Here is a 19827-nt window from a genome sequence, read left to right on the forward strand (position 1 = left end):
GCGCCGCCGCAAGAGCGGCCAGGGTTGCACCCCGGCTGACCCAACGGAGCGGCATCATGCGTGCGGTGGAGCGATTCCCGTTGGCCTGACGCGGACCGCGGAACGCCTGCCGGCAGACGGGGCCTCGACTTCCCAACAAGATTGCTGTCGTTCAGCTGGAAGGAAGGCTCCCGGCTGTCGTTGCGCTTACTGGGTCCTGGCGAGGAAACTGCGCCAGCCTCCATAGGCGGAGATATCCGTCGCCGCCGACAGACCGGCGGTCTCGGCCAGAAAACCCTTCGCCGATGTTCCATCGTCGAGCTCGATGGTGCCGATGCCGAGCGGTGGCGGGATGGCGGCGACGAAGCGGCCGAATGCCTCGGCAGAAAGCCGCCAGACCTCGACCTCGATCGCGGTGCCGCCGCCTGCGACGCGGATCAGTCCCGGTTTTGGCGTGGTCTGGCCGGCAAGCTCATAGAGCTTGTAGGAAGGCGTCGTCGTCGTCGCCCGGCAGAAACGCGCGCCAGCTTCCTTGAGCTGGCAATTGAGCGGCATCCCCGAAAGATGCGCGCCGACGACAACCATTTCGATCATGCCATCCTCGGCCGATGCGCTGGCTGGGCGCGCGCTCGACTGCCGCCACCCGGTCGCGCCGAGGGCGAGGCCGCTCGCCGAATGCAGGTCGCGCGCGACCGCCGCGACGAGGCCGTCCCGGCCGGCGGCGGCCAGAAGCGTAACGCTCATCGGCAGGCCGTCGTCGCGCGTGCCGGCCGGCACGGCGATGCCGCACATGTCGAGGAGATTGACGAAATTGGTGTAGGTGCCGAGCCGGCTGTTGGTGGCGATCGGATCGCCAAGCACGGCATCGACCGTGTAGTGGGTCGGCGCGGTCGGCACGCAGAAAAGATCGACGGAGGCGATGACCGGGGCAAGCCGCGCCTTGGAGGCCTGCAGGGCATAGAGTCCGCGGAAGGCGTCGGCGGCCGACAGGTTTCTGGCGCCACCGATGATCTTGCGCGTCACCGGATGGAGCGCTGTTTCATTCGCCTCGAAGAAATCACGGATCGCCGCATAGCGCTCCGCGACCCAGGCGCCTTCGTAGAGCAGGTCGGCCGTCGCATAGAAGTCGCCGAACGGGATCTCGACGAGCCTGGCGCCGTGCGTCTCCAGGGCAGCGAGAGCGGCCTCGAAGCCGGCCTGCATCGATGCGTCGCCGAAGAATTTCAAGTCGGCCTTGGCCGGGATGCCGACATTCAGCACCGGCGGGCGAGGGGCGAGTGGCTGGACGGCGATGTCGCGCGAATAAGGATCGGCGGCATCGTGCGCCGCAGCGGCCGAGAACACCGCATAGGCGTCGTCGACCGTCAGCGCGAAAACCGAGACGCAATCGAGCGTCCGGCAGGCCGGCACCACGCCCGCCGTCGACAGCGCGCCAACGGTTGGCTTCAACCCGACGATGTTGTTGAGGCCGGCCGGAATGCGGCCCGAGCCGGCGGTGTCGGTGCCGAGCGCGAAGGAGACGATGCCGCGCGCCGTCGCCACCGCGGAGCCGGAGGAGGAGCCGCCGGGCACGAGCTTAGGATCGATCGCATTCCTCGGGATCGGCCAGGGCGTGCGCACGCCGACGAGGCCAGTGGCGAACTGGTCGAGATTGGTCTTGCCGACGACCAGGGCGCCCGCCGCCTTGAGCTTCGCCACGGCCGTCGCATCCTTGTCCGGCGTATAAGCATATTCAGCGCAGGCGGCCGTGCTAGGCATGCCGGCGACATCGATGTTGTCCTTGACGGCGAAGGGGATGCCCCAGAGCGGCTTGGTCACTGGGTCGAACGAGCCGAGCGCTTCGGCTTCGGCCAGCATCACGGCTTTCGTCGCACGGTGGATGAAGATGCCGGGATCGCCCGCCGCCTCGACGCGGGCCAGCACCGTATCGATCACCTCGGCTATGCCGGTGCCAGCCAGGTAGGCCGCATGCAGGCTGCCGATGTCGAAGCGGATGTCGCTCATTTCGTCTCCCCCAGAATGATCACCGGCAGGTCCCATTGGATCAGCACGACGCAGCCGGCTTTCGTCCACACCGAATGCTCGGTGCCGACCGGATTGAGGATCACGCTGCCTGCCGGATAGTCGCCGTTCTCGTCGCTTTGGGTGCCTTCCAGCACGACGATGGTTTCCAGCCCGGCATGGCGGTGGCGCGGCACACCGGCGCCAGGCTGATATTTAAGGACCGCCACGGACGGTTCGACCGGCCCGCCCTTGAGAAGCCAGTGCACCGTCACGCCGTCGCGGAAAGGCTCGAACGCCAGATCGCGCCAGCCACCGTCCACAAGGCCGGCAAAGGCAAGATTAGGCATTCGCAATTCCCTCGAGCACCTGGTCGGTAGTCGCCGTCCAGCCGACGATCGCGCCCTGCGCCTTGATCATGGCGAGCGCGGCGGTCTTGAATTCGGGAAAGTAGCTCTCCGTCGCGTCCTCGGCGACCAGACACTCATAGCCGCGGTCGTTGGCCTCGCGCATCGTCGTCTGCACACAGACTTCTGTCGTCACGCCGGCGAAGATCAGCTGCCGGGCGCCGATCCGCTTCAGGTCATCGCCGAGGCCGGTCGCGTAGAAGGCGCCCTTGCCAGGCTTCTCGATGACGATCTCGCCGGGTAGAGGCGCAAGCTCATCGAGGATCGCCGTGCCTGGCTCGCCGGCGATCAGGACGCGGCCCATCGGGCCGACATCGCCGATGCGGATCGACGGGTTGCCGCGGTTGCGCTTGGCTGGCGGCAGGTCCGAAAGGTCGGGCCTGTGGCACTCCATGGTGTGGATCACCGGCAGGCCGGCGGCGCGAAAACCTTCGATCAGTCTCTTCACCGTCGGCACGATCGCGGTCACCCGGCTGACGTCGTTGCCGAGGCTGGCGCCGAAACCGCCGGGCTCGGCGAAGTCGCGCTGCATGTCGATGACAATAAGCGCCGTCGACTGCGGCTCGAAGGCAAAGGCGAAAGGCAGCGCTTCGATTTTTGCCATCAGTGGTGCCCCGCCATGTGCTCGCCGATCGTCTGCACGCTCGCCTCCGCGATCGGCGTCTCGTAGACGAGCGCGCCGTCGGACATGACGAGGATGCGGTCCGAGAGCTCCAGGAGCTCATCCAGATCTTCCGACATCAGGAGCACCGCGGCCCCCGCGTTGCGCGCCTTCATGATGCGGGCGCGGATTTCGGCGACGGCGGAGAAGTCGAGGCCGAAGCAGGGGTTGGAGACGATCAAAAGGTCGACCTCGCCGGTGAGCTCGCGGGCGAGCACGGCGCGCTGCACATTGCCGCCCGACAGCGAGGCGATCGGCGAGGAGAGCGATGCGGTCTTGACCTTGAACTGCTCGACCAGCCGGGCGCTGAAGGATTTGATGGCGCCGGCGCTGATCCAGCTCACCGGCCTGCCGTTGCCATCGACGTCGAAGGTGCGGAAGGCGATGTTCTCGGCGACCGTCATCCTCGGCGCGCAGGCATTCTTCAGCGGCTCCTCCGGGATGAGGCGGACGTTGAGCGCACGCGCCTCCGCGCGTGTCGCAGCATAGGTCGTGCCGCGAACCATGACTTCGCCCGCCTCGCTAGCGCGCTGTCCGGCCAGCACTTCCAGAAACTCCTTCTGGCCGTTGCCCGAGATGCCGGCAATGCCGACGATCTCGCCGGAGCGCACGCCGAGCTCGGCGATGTTGATCGATTTGAGGCCGGTTCGGTCCGGCGCCTTCAGCGCCTTGACCTCGAGCACGATCTCGGCATCCGGCTTCGGCTCGGCGCGCCTGTCGAGCGCGGCGATCGGCTGGTCGCCGATCATCATCGCCGCCATTTCGCTGCGCGAGAGATCCGAGACTTTCCCGGTTCCGGTGAGCCTGCCCTTGCGCAGCACCGTGATGTCGTCGGCGAATGCCGTGACCTCGTGGAACTTGTGCGAGATCATCAGCACGGTGAGGTCGCCCGCCTTCGTCATGCCGCGCACCAGGCCAAGCACTTCCTGCGCCTCGCCCGGGGTGAGGACTGATGTCGGCTCGTCCAGCACCAGGAAATTGCGGCCGAGATAAAGCTGCTTGATGATCTCCAGCTTCTGCTTCTCGCCGGCGGCGAGCTCGGCCACCTTGACGTCGAGCGGCAGCTTGAAGGGCATGCGCTCCATGAAGGCTGCTAGTGCTGTGCGCTCCTTGCGCCAGTCGATGACGCCCGGCACCTTCTCGCGCGAGATGACCAGGTTCTCGGCGCCGGTCAGCGAAGGCACGAGCGTGAAATGCTGGTAGACCATGCCGAGACCGAGCGCCGAGGCATCCCTGGGGCTGGCGATCGTCACCTCGCGTCCGTCGACCATCATGTCGCCCGACGTCGGGTGGTAGAAACCCATCATGCATTTGACCAACGTCGACTTGCCGGCGCCGTTCTCGCCGAGAAGGGCGTGGAAGGAGCCTGCAGGCACTTTGATTGAGACGTCGTCGAGCGCGGTGAAGCCGCCGAAGCGCATGGTCATGCCGATGGTCTCGACGCCGATCGCCTCGCGGTGGAGAGTTCCGCTCATCGCCGGCTCCTCACGGCAGTTGGGCGACGAGGGCGGCCGAATTCGAGACGGCGCCGAAGACGCCGCCCTGCATCTTGATCATCTTGATCGCCGCTAGATGGTTGCCGTAGTCGGTGGCCCCGCAGCAATCCTCCAGCATCACACATTCGAAGCCGCGATCGTTGGCCTCGCGCATGGTGGTGTGCACGCAGACATCGGTGGTGATGCCGGTGAGCACGATGTTCTCGATGCCGCGCTGGCTGAGGATCAATTCGAGGTCGGTGGCGCAGAACGAGCCCTTGCCCGGTTTGTCGATGATCGGCTCGCCCTCGGCCGGGTAGAGGTCGGGGATGATGTCCCAGCCCGGTTCACCTCGCACCAGGATCCGTCCGCATGGCCCCGGATCGCCGATGCCGGCATTGATGCGGCGCGAGCGCCAGCGCTTGTTGGCCGGCAGGTCGGCGAGGTCGGGGCGATGGCCCTCGCGCGTGTGGATGATGGTGTAGCCCTTCGCCCGCATGGCGGCGAGCACAGATTTGATCGGCTCGATCGGCGCCCTGACCAGCGACAGGTCATAGCCCATATGATCGACATAGCCGCCAGGCCCGCAGAAATCGGTCTGCATGTCGATGATGATCAGCGCCGTGTTGTCCGGCCGCAGATCGCCATTGTAGGGCCAGGGATAGGGATCGGCGTCGATGTAGCGCTGGGTGATCTCGGCTCTGGCGTTCATGGCAAAAACTCCGGTCTCGCGAGCGGCACGTGGTGCGCGGTCATTTGGTGATCGACAGTTCGCCTGGAGCGCCGGCGAGCGTGCGGCTCGGCGACGAGGTGGCGATCATGATGACGAGGGTGAGGATGTAGGGCGCGGCGTAGAAGAGGTAGTAGCCCTGGGTGACGCCCACCGACTGCAGCGCCGGGCCGAGCGCGCCGGCGCCGCCGAACAGCAGCGCGGCGGCAAAGCAGCCGAGCGGGTTCCAGCGGGCGAAGATGACCAACGCCACCGCCATCAGCCCCTGGCCCGACGAGATGCGCTCGGTCCAGCTGCCGGGATAATAGAGCGACAGATAGGCGCCGCCGATACCGGCCAGCGCACCGCCGACGCCGGTGGCCAGCAGGCGCACCGTGTTGGGGTCGAGGCCCATGGCGCGCGCGGCATCGGCGCTGTCGCCGACCACGCGCACGATCAGGCCGATGCGCGTGTTGCGGAACGCCCACCAGAGGAAAGCCGCGAGCGCGGCACCAATAAGGAACAGCACGTTGACGTTGAGCGCCGCCTGCACCTGAGGGATGTCGGACCAAGCGCCAAAGGGGATCGCCGGCAGGTCCGGCGCCGAAGGCTGGATGAAGGGCTTGCCGAAGAAGAAGGCGAGACCGGTGCCGAACAGCATCAGGGCGATGCCGATGGCGATATCGTTGACCTTCGGGAATTTGCAGATCCAGCCGTGGAAGAGGCCGAAGCAGAGGCCGGCGACCGCCGCCGCCAAAAGGCCGAGCCATGGCGAGCCGGTCATCACCGCCACCGCATAGGCGCTCATGGCGCCGAACACCAGCGTGCCCTCGAGGCCGAGATTGATGCGGCCCGAGCTTTCGGTGATGGCTTCGCCGAGCGAGACGAAGATGAAGGGGGTGGACACGCGGATAGCGCCGCCCAGCATGGCGAGCGGCACGCCCCAGAGGCCGATGTCGATGGCTTCCATCAGACAGTCCCCTTCAAGGAATCGGGCCTCTGCCAGAGGTCGGGATTGAAGAGCTTGAAGCGGCCGTAGAAGGTCTCGCTGAACAGGATGACGATGAACAGCATGCCCTGCAGCACCAGAACGGTCGCGTCGGGCAGGTCCATGCGGCGCTGGATGAGCCCGCCGGACGCGTCGATGCCGCCAAGCAGGAAGGCGACGGGGATGATGGCAAGCGGATTGTGGCGGGCAAGGAAAGCGACGAGGATGCCGGTATAGCCGTAGCCGGCAGCCAGCGAGCCGTTGGCGCTGCCCTGCACGGCCGCTACCTCGAGCATGCCGGCAAGGCCGGCGAAGCCGCCCGCCAGCGCGGTGAAGCCGACGATCAGCGGACCGACGGCAAGCCCCTGCACCTGCGCCGCTCTGACATTGCCGCCGGCGATGCGGGCGGCGAAGCCCCAGCGGGTCTTCTCGATCAGCAGCCAGGAGAGCACGCAGGCGAGGATGCCGACGACGAGGCCCCAGTGCACTTCCATGCCCGGGATGTTGCCGACGCGGTAGATATCGGCCAGCGGCTGGGTCGAGGGTTTGTTGAGCGAGGCGGGGTCGCGCAGCGGCCCTTCCACCAGATGGTTCATCAGTGCGATGGCGATATAGGCCATCAGCAGGCTGGAGATGGTCTCGTTGACGGCGCGGTAGTGACGCAACGCGCCGACGGCACCTATCCAGATGCCGCCGGCGGCCACGCCCCCCACGCCCATGAGGAGGATGACGAGAAAAGACGGCGCGCCGTTCAGCGCCACGCCGATGGCGGCCGCGGCGACGCCGCCGAGCACGATCGCGCCCTCGCCGCCGATGACGACCAGGCCAAGGCGCGCCGGCAGCGCCACGCAGAGTGCCGCAAGCAAGAGTGGCGCGCCGCGCGACAGCGAATTCTGGATCGAGAACCAGGAGCCGAAGCCGCCCCGCCACATCGTCTCGTAGAGCTGGACAGGCGATTTGCCGACCATCGCGATGAACAGGCTGAACAGCAGCATGCCGGCGACCAGCGCGGCGAGCGGAATGACGAAGGCCTCTGCCCGCCTGGCGATCCATTCGAGCGCCGTTCGGTATCCCCTCGCATCGAGGATGGCCCGCACGTCCGTACCGCTCACCGCTTCCGTCATCGCCTCGTCTCCCTTGGCCCGCTCAGGCGGTCGAGCCGACGACGCCCTCGACGAGATAGTCCATGCTTTCGAGCTCGATGGCTGTCTCGACGAAGGCCTGGCCTTCGGTGGCGACGACGGCGCCTTTGTTGCTCTTCAGCGGTCCCTTGATGACGGAGAAGCCGCCCTTCATCATTTCGGCCAGCGTGGCGTCGAACTGCTTGCGCGCGGCTTCGCCGACGGCGGGCCCGAGCGGACTCATCTTGACGAAGCCGTCGGCCAGGCCGCCGCGCGTGAAATTGGGCAGCGGCTTGCCGGCGACGAGATCGTCGACGAACATCTTGTAGACCTTGGCCCAGTTCCACTCCGCGCCGGTCAGATATTTTTCCGGCGCCAGCGGACTTTGGTTGGCGTGGTAGCCGCAGACGAAGGCGCCGCGCCCGGCGGCCGTCTCGACCACCACCTTGGGACTGTCGACATGGCAGGTGATGACGTCGGCGCCCTGGTCGACCAGCGCGTTGGTGGCCTCGGCCTCCTTGACCGCCAGCGACCATTCTCCGGTGAAGATCACCTGGCAGGTGATCGCCGGATCGACCGAGCGCGCGCCGAGCAGGAAGGAGTTGATGTTGAGCAGCACCTGCGGGATCGGCTTGGCGGCGACGAAGCCGAGTTTCTTCGATTTGGTGGTGTGTCCGGCGACGACGCCGTTCAGGTACTGACCCATGCCGATATAGCCGAAATAGGAGCCGGCGTTGATCGGATGCTTGTCCTTGTTCCACATGCCGCCGCAATGGCGGAACTGCACGTCGGGGAACTTGGCGCACATGGCCAGCATATGCGGATCGAAATAGCCGAATGAAGTCGGGAAGATCAGCGAGGCGCCGTCGAGATTGATCATCGATTCCATCGTCTTCTGGACGTCGACCGTCTCGGGAACGTTCTCTTCCTCGACGATGGAAATGCCTTCGATGCCCTTCAGCGTCGCAGCCCCTTCGGCATGCGCCTGGTTGTAGCCATAGTCGTCCTTCGGGCCGACATAGATGAAGCCGACGGTCGCGGAGGCGGCGCGCGCGGCGCGGATCGGAAAGGCTGCCGAGGCCAGACCGAGAGCCGCTCCGACGGCGGAGGTCTTGAGCAGGTCGCGGCGGCTAAGCATGAATCTCTCGGTCATTTTCGAATGCTCCCCTTTCTTGGACCCGGCGCGGGTCGGTTAACGTCTCGTCAAGAAAGTGCATGCAATCGCTATGCCAGTTTCATGGCGATATTTTATGTAATAAAATCAATGGATGACTTTAGCGGGTCTGCATAAATGCGAGGCAAGTGCATGCACTTTTTGCCTGAGAAATGGCCAATTTGACATGTTGGCCAAAATCTAGGCATACAGAGATGCGACTTGAGTCGAAATCAGCCCGCAGGCCCCCAAGGCCGCGGGTCCGGGTATGAGAAGCCGGACGGGAGGAGGCGTGTCGGGAAAGCGCTTGGTCAGGTCGGGCACGACCGTGGATCAGATGGTGAGGGCGATCGCGGACCGCATCGTCACCGGCTATCTGCGCCCCGGCGAAAGGCTCGACGAGATCTCGCTCGCCGCCCGTTTCGACGTCTCGCGCACGCCCGTCCGAGAGGCGCTCGGCCACTTGAGCGCGATGGGGCTGGTCGAAAGACGGCCCAACCGGGGCGCCATCGTCGCGGTGATCACGCAGGAACATCTGGCCTCGATGTTCGAGAGCATGGCCGAGCTGGAAGCGATCTGCGCGCGCTTCTCGGCCGAGCGCATGACCGCTGCCGAGCGTCGATCGCTTGAGATGGAGCATCAGGCATCGGCGCGGCTCGTGCAGCTCCGCGCCGAGGAGGACTACGAGTATTTCAACACCGAGTTCCACAGCAGGCTCTATCGCGGCGCCCACAACACGCATATCCACGATTTGACCGTGGCGACACGCAGCCGGCTGGCGCCGTTCCGGCGCGCGCAGTTCATGCTGCCGGGCCGGCTGGCCAAGTCCTGGCAGGAGCATGATGTGATCGTTACCGCGATCATGCGCGGCGATGCGGCGGCTGCCGGCAAGGCCGCCCGCGATCATGTATCGATCGTCAGCGAGGCGAGCGCGGTGTTCGCGGCCGTCGACCCGATGGAACCGAAGGTCAGCCGATCCGCGCGTCGATGATTTCGACGAAACGCGCGAAGAGGCCTGCCTGCGACTTTATCTTGAGCTTGCGGTAGATGTTGCGGCGGTGGACCTTGACCGTCCCGGGCACGATCCTGAGCGCCCTGGCGATCGATTCCGTCGAATGGCCCTGGAGCACAAGGTCGACGACCTGCTTTTCGCGCGAGGTCAGCGACAGGCTCTTCCAGATATGGGCGCGATCCAATTCATTGGCCGTCGCGACGGTCTCGCCCGGCGGCGGAACCGCGACTTCGTCGGCGGGCAAAGCCGGCCAGCGCAGTCTGCAGAAGCCGACCACCGCCGGCGCCATGTCGCGCAGCAGCCTGGCGTCGGCGGTTCCGAACGGCCCCGATGCGCGCAGTCGCATCAGCGACAGCACCAGCGCATCCTTGCCGGCCAGCGGCACGAAGAAGCCGACCTCCTCGGCGAGCCGGGTCTGGCTGTAATAGGAGCGGTAGTATTCGCTGGCATAGAAGCGGTCTGGTGCCAGCTCGCGCATGCGCCAGAACCCCTCCTTGCGCTCGACCGCGGCGTGGTGGAAGGGGTCGAGCAGATAAGGCCCTTCCTGATAGAGCGCGACGAAGATGTGGCTTTCGGCCGGCGAGAAGGTCTCGAACAAGAGCGGCGGCCGCGCCGAACCCCGATAGCCGAAGATCACGCAATGGTCGAAGCGGACATGTCCGCGCAGCCAGCCGACGATCGCCTCGCCGAAATGGTCGCCGCCCGTCTCGCGCGTCGTGGCGATGACGGCAGCTAAAGCGTTGTAGTCGTCGCTGCGGGAGGTGGCCAATTCGTACCCCTCTGAACGATAAAATCGGCTAAATATACCACCTGCGAGGTATATACTAGCTGCCATTGGCTCTGCTAGCGTCACGACATTGCCTCACGCTGTCGCTGGAGCCCGTGGCTTGACTGCAGTGCCCGATATCGAGTTTCGCGCGGTCACCAAGCGCTACGGCGCCGTCACGGCGGTCAGCGGCATAGACCTTACCATCCCGCCTTCCGCTTTCGTCGCGCTGCTCGGTCCGTCCGGCTGCGGCAAGACGACGTGCCTGCGCATGATCGGCGGCTTCGAGCAGCCGAGCGAGGGCCAGGTGCTGATCCGCGGCCGCGACATGGCCGGAACGCCGCCCTACCGGCGCCCGGTCAACATGGTGTTCCAGCAATATGCGCTGTTTCCGCATCTCGATGTCGAGGACAACATCTCCTACGGCCTGCGCCAGGCGAGGCCGCGCTTGTCGTCGCGCGAGATATCCTCAAAGGCAGGCGAGGCGCTGGCGATGGTGCAACTCGCCGGTTACGGACGCCGCAAGATCCACGAGCTTTCCGGCGGCCAGCAGCAGCGTGTCGCGCTCGCCCGCGCGCTGGTCAACAAGCCGGCGGTGCTTCTTCTCGACGAGCCGCTGGCGGCGCTCGACAAGAAATTGCGCACCGACATGCAGATCGAGCTGCAGAACCTGCAGCGCGAGATAGGCATCACCTTTGTGCTGGTCACCCACGACCAGGAGGAAGCGCTGTCGATGAGCGACTTCGTCTGTGTCATGAATGGCGGGCGCGTCGTCCAGATCGGCCAGCCAAGCGAGATCTATGACGAGCCGGCCGATCTCTTCGTCGCCGACTTCGTTGGCAAGACCAATCTCTTGAGCGGCAAGGTGGCCGGGCTCTCCGGCGGCCTCGTCGACGTCGCGCTTGCCGACGGCACGGTGATTTCCGCTCGCAAGCGGGCGCCGCTTAGCCGGGGCGAGGCGGTGTCCGTCAGTTTGCGGCCGGAATCGCTCAGCCTCTCGGCACTGGGAGGCGGCAGCCTGAAGGGCGTCGTCCGCAACCGGATTTTTCTGGGCTCGACAGCCGAATACGCGATCGAGGTCCAGGGCATCGGATCACTGCTCGCCAAGGCCGATCACGCGATCGGCCAGGGCAATCTTTTCAAGCCGGGCGAACCCGTCGCCATCGGCTTTGCCGTCGGAGCGCCGCTGGCGTTTCCGCAGCCTGAGAACAACGGGACCAACCAGAGGGAAGACCATGTCGAAATCCTATCGTGACGGACTGCCGATAAGCCCCGAAAAATTCGTCGATCAATTGATGCGCCTGAAGCGCGGCTCGATCAGCCGTCGCGACTTCCTCGGCCTTACCGGCCTTGGCGTCGCGACCGCGGTGATGGCGCGCGAGCTCGGCATCATGCCGACGCCGGCCTTCGCCACTGAAAGCCTCGGCGACCGCATGTCGATCGCCACCTGGCCGAACTACCACGACCCGGCGACGTTCGAGAATTTCAAGGCCGAGACGGGTGTGGCCGTCGAGGTCAACGTCTTCGGCTCGAACGAGGAGATGCTGGCCAAGCTGCAGGCCGGCGGCTCGGGCTGGAGCCTGTTCGTGCCGACCAACTATACGATCTCGACCTACAAGAAGCTCGGCATCATCGAGCCGCTGGACATGGCCAAGCTCGGCAATTTCGACGGCACCAAGGAAGATGCGCGCTTCACCGCAGAAGGCACGATCGACGGCACGATCTACGCCGTGCCGAAGAACTGGGGCACGACCGGCTTCGCCGTCAACACTAAGAAGCTCACGAAGCCGATGTCGAGCTGGAAGGAGTTCTGGGATACGGCGATGACCGAGGCCGACGGCCGCACCATGGTGCACGACTACCAGCTCACCACGATCGGCAACGCGCTGAAATATTACGGCTATTCCTTCAACTCGCTGAAGCAGGACGAGCTCGCCAAGGCCGAGGAATTGCTGCTCAAGGTCAAGCCGCATCTGTTCGCGGTGTCGAGCGACTACCAGCCGGGAATGCGCGCGGGCGATGCCTGGATGACGATGTGCTGGACCAATGACGGCGCGCAGCTTCATCGCGACATCCCTGAGATCGCCTATGTGCTCGGCAAGGAGGGCGGCGAGATCTGGACCGACTTCTACGCCATCCCGAAGGATGCGCCGAACAAGCCGGCCGGTTATGCGCTGCTCAACTATCTCATGAACCCGAAGGTCGCGGTGAAGGAGCATCTGGCCAACGGCGCGCCCTCGACCGACGCGCGGGTCAACGCGCTGCTGCCGAAAGAGGTGCTCGACAATCCGATCCTCTATCCGGCCGCCGATCTTTTGAAGCCGCTCGAGTTCGGCGCCGCCGCGACGCTGACCGATCCGGGTCGCGCCGAGCTGATGGCGCGCTTCAAGGCCGCGTGAGGCAAGGGACCAATTCCGGTCAAGTTCTTACCACCGGCGGGCAAATGTCCGCCGGTCCCGAAGCGGCTTTCTCGATGCGCGGCAGTCTCTTTCGCAAGAATTTCCTGACGGCGCTGCTGCTCGCTCCGGCGACGCTGTGGCTTGTCGTGTTCCTGTTCCTGCCCTTCGTCGCCATCGCCATCTTCAGCGTCGGCGAGCGGGCGCCCGAGGGCGGCTACCAGGCCGCGCTGACCTTCGCGCAATACGCCAACCTGCCGGCGCGGGCTACCGCGTTCTGGAACACCATGGTGCTGGCCCCGGTCGGCGCGCTCGCCTGCCTCATCGTCGCTTACCCGGTCGCCTATTATCTGGCGCTGCAGGCGCCGCAGCGCTGGCGGCTGATCCTGCTCGCGCTGATCGTCATCCCGTTCTGGACAAGCCTGCTGATGCGCACCTATGCCTGGATGTACATCCTCGGTGGGCGCGGCATTCCGGCCCTGCTCGCCTATGTCGGCATCGAGGATCTGAGACTCATCAACACGCCCGGCGCCGTGCTGCTCGGCATCGTCTATGGCTATCTGCCGCTGATGATCCTGCCGATCTATGTCAGCCTCGAGCGGCTCGACCGCCGGCTGCTGGAAGCCTCCGCCGATCTCGGCGCGACGCCCTTGTCGACGTTCCTCGGCGTGACGCTCAGGCTGTCGTTGCCCGGCGTGATGACCGGCTTCTCGCTGGTGATGATCCTATTGCTCGGCGAATACCTGATCCCGACGCTGCTCGGCGGCGGCAAGGTGTTCTTCATCGGCAACGCGCTGGTCGACCTCTTCCTGCAGTCGCGCAACTGGCCGTTCGGATCGGCGATCGCGATCACGCTGGTTGCGGTCTCCGTGGCGGTGCTGATCGTCGCCAACCGCATTTCGACCCGGCTTTCGGGCGCCCGCCGGGTGGACCTGATCTGATGCGCGCCTTCGTCGTTGCCGTCTTTGCCTTCCTCTATCTGCCGATCGCGCTGGTCGTGCTGTTCTCCTTCAATGCCGGCCAGCACGCCAGCGAGTTCACCGGCTTCTCGGCGCAATGGTACGGCAAGGCGCTGTCCAATCCGTTCCTGGTCGAGGCGCTGAAGAACAGCCTGTTCATCGCCATCACGAGCGCGCTGCTGGCGGCCGTCTGCGGCACGGCCGCGGCGCTCGGGCTGCAGCGCGTCGGCGCGCGGACGCGAGCGCTCTTCGATGCGCTGCTGGGCGCCGCCATCGTCGTTCCGGGCGTGGTCATCGGCATCTCGACGCTGGTGGCGCTGGTGCAGCTCTTCGCCGTCGTCAATCCGTTCCTTGCTTCGCTGTGGCCGACCGACCAGCCGCCGCGCCTCGCGCTCGGCTACGGCTCGATCATCGCCGCGCACGGCCTGTTCTCGATGGCGCTGGTGACGATGATCGTCGGCACCCGGCTCGGCAGCCTCGACCGCAACCTGGTCGAGGCATCGAGCGATCTCTATGCCACGCCGCTGACGACGTTCCGCTCGATCGTGCTGCCGCAGATCATGCCGGCGGTGATCGCCGGCTTCCTGCTCGCCTTCACCTTCTCCTTCGACGATTTCATCATCGCCTTCTTCGTCGCCGGCGCTCAGACGACGCTTCCGATCTACGTCTTTGCCTCGATCCGGCGCGGCGTGACACCGGAGATCAACGCCATCGCCACGATCGTGCTCGCCGCCTCGGTCCTGCTCGTCCTGCTCGCGCAATCGCAACTCGGCCGACGAAAACCATCGCCTTGAAAGACAAGCCCATGATTTTGAAAGATCGCATTGCCGTGGTGACGGGCGCCGGGTCGGGCATCGGACGCGCCGGCGCCATGATCATGGCGAGGGAAGGGGCGGTCGTGGTGATCGCCGACCGCGACCCGGCGGCCGGCGAAGCCACGGCGTCGGATATCCGCGAAACCGGCGGCCGCGCCGAAGCGGTCGCCACCGATGTCGGCGACGACACGGCGGTCGAGGACCTCATCGCCGGAACGCTCGGCAAGCACGGACGGATCGACATCCTGCACAGCCATGCCGGTATCCAGGTCGGCGGCACGCTGACCGAAGTGAGCACCGGCGGCATGGACGCCTCATGGCGGATCAATGTGCGGGCGCAGTTTCTGGCGGCGAAAGCCGTCATGCCTTCGATGATCGCGCAGGGCGGCGGGGTGATCCTCAACACGGCCTCGAATTCCGGCGTCTTCTACGACCGCGAGATGATTGCCTATGCCACGTCCAAGCATGCCGTGGTGGCGATGACCAGGCAGATGTCGCTCGACTATGCAAGGCACAATGTGCGCGTCAACGCGCTTTGCCCAGGCTGGGTCGACACGCCGTTCAACGAGCCGTTCATCGCCCAGATGGGCGGGCGCGATGCGATCGAAAACTATGTCCGCACCAAAATCCCCATGGGGCGCTGGGCGAGCGCGGAGGAGATAGCCGAAGCCATCCTGTTCCTGGTCTCCGACCGCTCGTCATTCATGACCGGCCAGGCGCTGGTCGTCGACGGCGGCGAGAGCATTGGCTGAGGTTCTTTGGCGAAGCTCCTACCGGTCGGCGGGATTGCCGAACGCCGGATCGCGGCGTCGCGAATAGGTGTCGATGCGCGGCAGACGGTCGGGGAATTCCAGCCAAGGCAGCCGCAGGCGCCAATAGGCATGCGCCTGTGGCCGGAACCGCTCCGGATGATCGAGGAATCCGATGGTGACATAGAGCTCGTCGCTCAGCCCTTCGTCGCGATAGGTGATCGAGGTGCCGCATTTTTCGCAGAAGCCGCGAACGATGCCTCGGGTCTTCGAGAATTCCCGGGGCTGGCCGCGGGTCAGCCGGAACTGGCGCGGGCGGTAACCGACCCAGATGGTCATGGGACTTCCGATCGCCCGGCGGCAATCGTCATCATGGTCGAAGCAGATCCAGAAAGGATCGCCTTGCATCTCGGCGGCGACCGCGCCGCAAAAACATGCCCCCGTTTCGATCCTGCTTTCCATCCTGTCGCTCCCGGTCATGTTGAAGATCGTTCTGTTCGGGAACATCAAAGGCAGCATCCAGTTCCTTACGGCCATTCGACGCTAATGCAGGGCCTTGTTCCGAGGGCCGGGCTTGCGCTGGGAGCGACGATCGGTCAAACCATAGGCCAGGTTCCTTGACGAGGCTTGCCGTGCAAGTGGCAAAAAGACTTTCCCGCTCTCGGCCGCTTTCAGTTTCGGCCGCAAGAAACCGCGCTTCGGCGGGGTGTCACTGATCATGCGCTGCTGCCGGCACGAGAACCTGCAACGCGCTGAAGAGACCAAGGTCGGCTCGCATGTCGTTCGCGACGGCTGGACCGAAGGAGTAGCAGCGACGCTCATTCCGGCCTCTCGGCCGGCCATCAGGCGGGCGTCCGTCATTCAGATAACGCAGCTTATTTAACGCTCAAACCGAAACGGATGTGCCCGCCGAAGCGATTTCTCCTTCGTACGGACATGACCGATGCCTGACAAACAAGACTTTTCCAGCAGCGCCGATCCGCAAAGCTGGCTGACTACGCATGGAATAAACGAGGTCGAGTGCCTCGTTCCCGACGTCAACGGCGTGCTGCGCGGCAAGGCCTTGCCGGCGGCGAAGTTCCTCAAGTCGCTCGAGGACCGGGCGCTCTATTTGCCGAGCAGCGCCTTCCTGGTCGCCATCGACGGCCGCTATTCCGGTTCCATCGATGAAGGGTTCGCCTATCAAGACCCCGACATGCGCATGGTGCCCGACCTTTCGACGCTCAGCCTTGCGCCCGGCGGCGGCGGCGGCAAGGCCTATGTCTTTGCCGATACGTTCCACATGGACGACCGGCCCTGGATGGCTTCGCCGCGTCATGTGCTGCGGGCCGTGCTCGATCTCTACCGCCGGCGCGGCTGGCGTGCGGTGATGGCGCCGGAGCTCGAATTCTACCTCACGGCGCCAAATCCCGATCCGGACCGGCCGCTGACCGCGCCGGTCGGACGCAACGGTCGGCCGGAAAGCGTGCAGCATCCCTACGACATGCAGGCGCTGGAGGAATTCGAAACGGTGACGCGGCGCCTCTACGACCACGCCGCCATCGCCGGCCTGCCGCTCGATACGCTGATCCACGAATCCGGCACCGCGCAGCTCGAGATCAACTTCCTGCACGGCGATCCGCTGGCGCTGGCCGACAAGGTGCTGTTGTTCAAGCGCATGGCGCGGCAGGCGGCGCAGGCGAGCGGCATGCACGCCACGTTCATGGCGAAGCCGATCGCGGCGCAGGCCGGCAGCTCGATGCATCTCCACATGTCGATCGTCGACGAAAGCGGCGAGCCATTGTTCGCCGGCAAAGACGGCGAGGATAGCGCGATGTTCGCGCAGTTCATCGGCGGCCTGCAGAAATACATCCCTGAAATCATGCCGCTGTTTGCACCCAACGTGAACTCGTATCGCCGAATCCGGCCTGGGCACAGCGCGCCGGCCAACATCGAATGGTCGCATGACAACCGCTCCTGCGGCCTGCGCGTGCCGATAGGCGGGCGGGCGGCTCGGCGGGTCGAGAACCGGCTTCCCGGCGCCGACGCCAATCCATATCTCGCCATGGCCGGCTCGCTGATCGCCGGCTATCTCGGCATTGAGGAGAAGCTCGACCGCTCGGCGGAAGCTTTCGGCAATGCCTATCGAAGCCAGAGCACGCTGCCGAAAACCATGGAGGAAGCGCTTGACCGTTTCGCCGCTTGCGAGCCGGTGCGGGCGCTGCTCGGCGACGATTTCTTCCAGACCTATCTGCGCGTGAAGAGCGTCGAGCTCGATCTGTTCCAGACTGTCGTGACGTCGTGGGAACGCGACCATCTGCTGCTCAAGGTGTGACCATGGCTCGTTCGACAGGTTTCAATTCCGGTCTCGATATCGGCAAATCCTACTATGTCGCTACAGCCAATCCGGCGCCGGATCATCCGACCCTTGTTGGCGACGTCGAGGCCGACCTAGTGGTCGTCGGCGGCGGCTGCACGGGGCTGTCGGCGGCGCTCCATGCCGCCGAACGCGGCCTGAAGGTGGTGCTGCTCGAGGGCGGCAAGATCGGCTGGGGCGCCTCCGGCCGCAATGGCGGCCAGATGATCCCCGGCTTGCGCAAGGGCGCCAAGGGGCTGGTCAAGGCGTTCGGGCCGGAACGGGCGAAGGCGCTGTTCGACCTCGCCTTCGAGGCACGCGGGCTGGTGCTCGACATCATCGAGCGCCACGGCATCGAGTGCGACCTGCGCCTGACCGGTCATCTGGTCGGCGCGGTCAACGGCTCCGACATGCGCGACTTCGAGGAAGAGGCAGAGTGCCTCGCCAAGGTGATGGACTTTACCGACGTCGAGATCCTGTCGGCAGCGCAGGCGCGGCAGATGGTGGACACGCCCTATCAGGGCGCGGTCTTCGAGAGGCTCGGCGGCCACATGCATCCGCTGAACTATACGCTGGGGCTGGCGCGCGCCGCAGTCGGCGCCGGCGTTATGATCCACGAGAACTCGGTCGCCGTCCGGCTGGAGCGCGAGCCGTGCATCCGCGTCTTCACCGACAAAGGCTCGGTTCGCGCGCGTCATGTCGTGCTGGCCGGCGATGCGCTGCTGGAAGGGCTCGAGCCGCGCGTCAACAGCCGCATCATGCCGATCGGCAACTACATCGTTGCCACCGAGCCTTTGGGCGGGCGCAATGTCATACCGTCCAATGTCGCGGTTTCGGACACGCTCTTCGTCGTCAACTATTACCGCATGTCGGCGGACGGCCGGCTGCTGTTCGGCGGCGGCGAGCGCTATACGCCTTCGCCGCCGGCCGACATTGCCGGTTTCGTGCGGCCGCATATGGAAAAGACCTTCCCGCAGCTCGGAGGCTGCCGGATCGATCACGCCTGGGGCGGGCTGGTGTCGGTGACGACGTCACGCCTGCCGCATGTCGGGCACTACGGCGAGGTCTATTTCGCGCACGGCTATTCCGGCAAGGGCGCCATCCTGTCGACGCTGTCGGGCAAGCTGCTCGCGGAAGCGATCACGGGGGACGCCTCGCGGCTCGACCTGTTCTCGACGCTGACGCCGCTGCCGTTCCCCGGCGGCACTGCGCTGCGCGGCCCGCTCTATGTGCTCGGCATGCTGTGGTATGCAATGCGCGATCGGCTGAGACATTAGGGTCTGTTGATATTCAGGTGAGGCCGGCCTGCAAATGGTGGCTTCCTGCGCTTCCGGTGCTCACGTACTTTGAGTACGCTCCGAGTACGCTCCGCTCCGGTTCTCGGAAGCCATCATTTTCGGCTCGGCCTGACCTCAATCTCAACAGACCCTGGGCTGGCTTTCCCTTTCCCGGCGTGGCTAATGTCCTGAGGCCGGGAACGAAATCCCGGGAAGGAAGAGCGATGAATATCGAGCCCGGACGGCTGACGAAGAAGGAGCGACATGAGCTGATCCTGTCGGAAGTCCGGCGCTCGGCGTCGATCCGCATCTCGAAGCTCGCCCGGCGCATCGGCGTCGCCGGCGAGACCATCCGACGCGATCTCATCGAGCTCGGCGAGGCGGGGCTCATCAACCGCACCTATGGCGGTGCGACGATCTCGCTGATGACGTCGGAGCCGGTGATCGCCGAACGCGGCCTCACCCTGGTCGAGGAGCGCGCCCGCATCGGGCGCGGTGCCGCGGGCCTGGTCGAGAACGGCCGCATCGTGATGATCGATGGCGGATCGACGACCTACGAGGTCGCGCGCAGCCTTTCCCAATTGCGGCGAGATATCACCCTCATCACCAACTCGGTCGGCATCGCATCGGTCGCCGGCGCCAACCAGAGCTTCCGTGTCATCCTCTGCCCGGGCACCTATGACGGGCGCGAGGCTGCCGTGCTTGGCGAGGACACGGTCGAGTTCGTGCGCCGCTACAATGCCGATGTGGCGATCATCGGCGCCTCGGCCGTCAATGCCGAGGGGCCGAGCGACATGGTTTCGGGCGCGGCCGCCGTGAAGCGCGCGATGATGGCCCGATCCTTGTCGACGATGCTGGTCGTCACCAACGACAAATTCGGCCGCAGCAGCCTGGAACGCGTCTGTGCGCTGAGCGACATTTCCGACTTCGTCACCGACAGCGAGCCAGCGGCCGAGCTGCGCACCGCTATCGAGGAGGCAGGCGGCGAACTGCACGTCTTTGCCGGAGACTGAATTGATATCGG

The 19827-nt window shown here is 65.4% G+C and carries 19 protein-coding genes; 9 read left to right on the forward strand and 10 right to left on the reverse strand.

What is annotated here, in order from left to right; translation table 11 throughout:
* Positions 1–186 precede the first annotated feature (186 nt).
* Genes atzF through QAZ22_RS09895 form a run of 8 tightly spaced genes read right to left on the reverse strand, consistent with a single transcriptional unit; the run spans position 187 to position 8494 of the window.
* Positions 187–1983 (reverse strand): allophanate hydrolase, encoded by a 1797-nt coding sequence (gene atzF / locus QAZ22_RS09860; protein ID WP_278206549.1) that lies wholly within the window; start codon positions 1981–1983, stop codon positions 187–189.
* Positions 1980–2330 carry a cupin domain-containing protein gene (locus QAZ22_RS09865; protein ID WP_278206551.1) on the reverse strand — a complete coding sequence of 117 codons (351 nt, stop codon included), beginning with the start codon at positions 2328–2330 and terminating at the stop codon, positions 1980–1982. The genes atzF and QAZ22_RS09865 overlap by 4 nt, the downstream gene beginning before the upstream one ends.
* A complete protein-coding gene (locus tag QAZ22_RS09870) occupies positions 2323–2991 on the reverse strand; it encodes an isochorismatase family cysteine hydrolase (RefSeq protein ID WP_278206553.1) in 669 nt (222 codons plus the stop codon). The genes QAZ22_RS09865 and QAZ22_RS09870 overlap by 8 nt, the downstream gene beginning before the upstream one ends.
* The gene (locus QAZ22_RS09875) at positions 2991–4523 is read right to left on the reverse strand and encodes an ABC transporter ATP-binding protein (RefSeq protein ID WP_278206555.1); all 1533 of its coding nucleotides are present in this window, start codon (positions 4521–4523) and stop codon (positions 2991–2993) included. The genes QAZ22_RS09870 and QAZ22_RS09875 overlap by 1 nt, the downstream gene beginning before the upstream one ends.
* 10 nt (positions 4524–4533) lie before the next feature.
* The gene (locus QAZ22_RS09880) at positions 4534–5235 is read right to left on the reverse strand and encodes an isochorismatase family cysteine hydrolase (protein ID WP_278206557.1); all 702 of its coding nucleotides are present in this window, start codon (positions 5233–5235) and stop codon (positions 4534–4536) included.
* Between the two features lie 40 nt (positions 5236–5275).
* Positions 5276–6202: an ABC transporter permease gene (locus QAZ22_RS09885; protein ID WP_278206558.1), complete on the reverse strand. Its 927-nt coding sequence runs from the start codon at positions 6200–6202 to the stop codon at positions 5276–5278.
* Positions 6202–7344 carry an ABC transporter permease gene (locus QAZ22_RS09890; protein ID WP_278206559.1) on the reverse strand — a complete coding sequence of 381 codons (1143 nt, stop codon included), beginning with the start codon at positions 7342–7344 and terminating at the stop codon, positions 6202–6204. The genes QAZ22_RS09885 and QAZ22_RS09890 overlap by 1 nt, the downstream gene beginning before the upstream one ends.
* A gap of 22 nt (positions 7345–7366) precedes the next feature.
* The gene (locus tag QAZ22_RS09895; protein ID WP_278206561.1) at positions 7367–8494 is read right to left on the reverse strand and encodes a BMP family ABC transporter substrate-binding protein; all 1128 of its coding nucleotides are present in this window, start codon (positions 8492–8494) and stop codon (positions 7367–7369) included.
* Positions 8495–8831: 337 nt separating this feature from the next.
* On the opposite strand from QAZ22_RS09895, the gene QAZ22_RS09900 reads away from it, so the two are divergent.
* The gene (locus QAZ22_RS09900; RefSeq protein ID WP_278207811.1) at positions 8832–9485 is read left to right on the forward strand and encodes a GntR family transcriptional regulator; all 654 of its coding nucleotides are present in this window, start codon (positions 8832–8834) and stop codon (positions 9483–9485) included.
* Here QAZ22_RS09900 and QAZ22_RS09905 read toward each other — a convergent pair.
* Positions 9463–10275 carry a LuxR C-terminal-related transcriptional regulator gene (locus tag QAZ22_RS09905; RefSeq protein WP_278206562.1) on the reverse strand — a complete coding sequence of 271 codons (813 nt, stop codon included), beginning with the start codon at positions 10273–10275 and terminating at the stop codon, positions 9463–9465. The genes QAZ22_RS09900 and QAZ22_RS09905 overlap by 23 nt on opposite strands.
* A gap of 118 nt (positions 10276–10393) precedes the next feature.
* Between QAZ22_RS09905 and QAZ22_RS09910 the strand changes: the two genes are divergently transcribed.
* The 5 genes from QAZ22_RS09910 to QAZ22_RS09930 all read left to right on the forward strand — a co-directional run bounded on the left by QAZ22_RS09910 (position 10394) and on the right by QAZ22_RS09930 (position 15194).
* Positions 10394–11527, forward strand: a complete 1134-nt coding sequence (locus QAZ22_RS09910) for an ABC transporter ATP-binding protein (protein WP_278206563.1) — start codon at positions 10394–10396, stop codon at positions 11525–11527.
* A complete protein-coding gene (locus QAZ22_RS09915; protein ID WP_278206564.1) occupies positions 11508–12671 on the forward strand; it encodes a spermidine/putrescine ABC transporter substrate-binding protein in 1164 nt (387 codons plus the stop codon). Before QAZ22_RS09910 ends, QAZ22_RS09915 begins: the two co-directional genes overlap by 20 nt.
* 74 nt (positions 12672–12745) lie before the next feature.
* Positions 12746–13609 carry an ABC transporter permease gene (locus QAZ22_RS09920; RefSeq protein WP_278207812.1) on the forward strand — a complete coding sequence of 288 codons (864 nt, stop codon included), beginning with the start codon at positions 12746–12748 and terminating at the stop codon, positions 13607–13609.
* Positions 13609–14421: an ABC transporter permease gene (locus QAZ22_RS09925; protein WP_278206566.1), complete on the forward strand. Its 813-nt coding sequence runs from the start codon at positions 13609–13611 to the stop codon at positions 14419–14421. Before QAZ22_RS09920 ends, QAZ22_RS09925 begins: the two co-directional genes overlap by 1 nt.
* Before the next feature lie 11 nt (positions 14422–14432).
* Positions 14433–15194 carry a glucose 1-dehydrogenase gene (locus QAZ22_RS09930; RefSeq protein WP_278206567.1) on the forward strand — a complete coding sequence of 254 codons (762 nt, stop codon included), beginning with the start codon at positions 14433–14435 and terminating at the stop codon, positions 15192–15194.
* 18 nt (positions 15195–15212) lie between these two features.
* Here QAZ22_RS09930 and QAZ22_RS09935 read toward each other — a convergent pair whose 3' ends face one another.
* On the reverse strand, positions 15213–15698 hold the full coding sequence (locus tag QAZ22_RS09935) for a GFA family protein (protein WP_278206568.1): 486 nt from the start codon (positions 15696–15698) through the stop codon (positions 15213–15215).
* Between the two features lie 436 nt (positions 15699–16134).
* Here QAZ22_RS09935 and QAZ22_RS09940 point away from each other — a divergent pair, with 436 nt between their 5' ends.
* From QAZ22_RS09940 to QAZ22_RS09950, 3 genes are all read left to right on the forward strand, one after another.
* On the forward strand, positions 16135–17505 hold the full coding sequence (locus QAZ22_RS09940) for a glutamine synthetase family protein (RefSeq protein WP_278206569.1): 1371 nt from the start codon (positions 16135–16137) through the stop codon (positions 17503–17505).
* Positions 17506–17507: 2 nt separating this feature from the next.
* Complete coding sequence (locus tag QAZ22_RS09945; RefSeq protein WP_278206570.1) at positions 17508–18803, forward strand: FAD-binding oxidoreductase; 1296 nt, start codon at positions 17508–17510, stop codon at positions 18801–18803.
* 224 nt (positions 18804–19027) lie between these two features.
* Positions 19028–19816: a DeoR/GlpR family DNA-binding transcription regulator gene (locus QAZ22_RS09950; RefSeq protein WP_278206571.1), complete on the forward strand. Its 789-nt coding sequence runs from the start codon at positions 19028–19030 to the stop codon at positions 19814–19816.
* Positions 19817–19827: the final 11 nt, after the last annotated feature.

The organism is Mesorhizobium sp. WSM4906, from assembly GCF_029674625.1.
Classification (GTDB): Bacteria; Pseudomonadota; Alphaproteobacteria; order Rhizobiales; family Rhizobiaceae; genus Mesorhizobium.

Excerpts from the sequence above, each read along its gene's own strand:
- atzF (WP_278206549.1), bottom strand. The coding sequence starts at position 1,983 with ATGAGCGACATCCGCTTCGACATCGGCAGCCTGCATGCGGCCTACCTG.
- QAZ22_RS09865 (WP_278206551.1), bottom strand. The coding sequence starts at position 2,330 with ATGCCTAATCTTGCCTTTGCCGGCCTTGTGGACGGTGGCTGGCGCGAT.
- QAZ22_RS09870 (WP_278206553.1), bottom strand. The coding sequence starts at position 2,991 with ATGGCAAAAATCGAAGCGCTGCCTTTCGCCTTTGCCTTCGAGCCGCAG.
- QAZ22_RS09875 (WP_278206555.1), bottom strand. The coding sequence starts at position 4,523 with ATGAGCGGAACTCTCCACCGCGAGGCGATCGGCGTCGAGACCATCGGC.
- QAZ22_RS09880 (WP_278206557.1), bottom strand. The coding sequence starts at position 5,235 with ATGAACGCCAGAGCCGAGATCACCCAGCGCTACATCGACGCCGATCCC.
- QAZ22_RS09885 (WP_278206558.1), bottom strand. The coding sequence starts at position 6,202 with ATGGAAGCCATCGACATCGGCCTCTGGGGCGTGCCGCTCGCCATGCTG.
- QAZ22_RS09890 (WP_278206559.1), bottom strand. The coding sequence starts at position 7,344 with ATGACGGAAGCGGTGAGCGGTACGGACGTGCGGGCCATCCTCGATGCG.
- QAZ22_RS09895 (WP_278206561.1), bottom strand. The coding sequence starts at position 8,494 with ATGACCGAGAGATTCATGCTTAGCCGCCGCGACCTGCTCAAGACCTCC.
- QAZ22_RS09900 (WP_278207811.1), top strand. The coding sequence starts at position 8,832 with ATGGTGAGGGCGATCGCGGACCGCATCGTCACCGGCTATCTGCGCCCC.
- QAZ22_RS09915 (WP_278206564.1), top strand. The coding sequence starts at position 11,508 with ATGTCGAAATCCTATCGTGACGGACTGCCGATAAGCCCCGAAAAATTC.
- QAZ22_RS09920 (WP_278207812.1), top strand. The coding sequence starts at position 12,746 with ATGCGCGGCAGTCTCTTTCGCAAGAATTTCCTGACGGCGCTGCTGCTC.
- QAZ22_RS09925 (WP_278206566.1), top strand. The coding sequence starts at position 13,609 with ATGCGCGCCTTCGTCGTTGCCGTCTTTGCCTTCCTCTATCTGCCGATC.
- QAZ22_RS09930 (WP_278206567.1), top strand. The coding sequence starts at position 14,433 with ATGATTTTGAAAGATCGCATTGCCGTGGTGACGGGCGCCGGGTCGGGC.
- QAZ22_RS09935 (WP_278206568.1), bottom strand. The coding sequence starts at position 15,698 with ATGTTCCCGAACAGAACGATCTTCAACATGACCGGGAGCGACAGGATG.
- QAZ22_RS09940 (WP_278206569.1), top strand. The coding sequence starts at position 16,135 with ATGCCTGACAAACAAGACTTTTCCAGCAGCGCCGATCCGCAAAGCTGG.
- QAZ22_RS09945 (WP_278206570.1), top strand. The coding sequence starts at position 17,508 with ATGGCTCGTTCGACAGGTTTCAATTCCGGTCTCGATATCGGCAAATCC.
- QAZ22_RS09950 (WP_278206571.1), top strand. The coding sequence starts at position 19,028 with ATGAATATCGAGCCCGGACGGCTGACGAAGAAGGAGCGACATGAGCTG.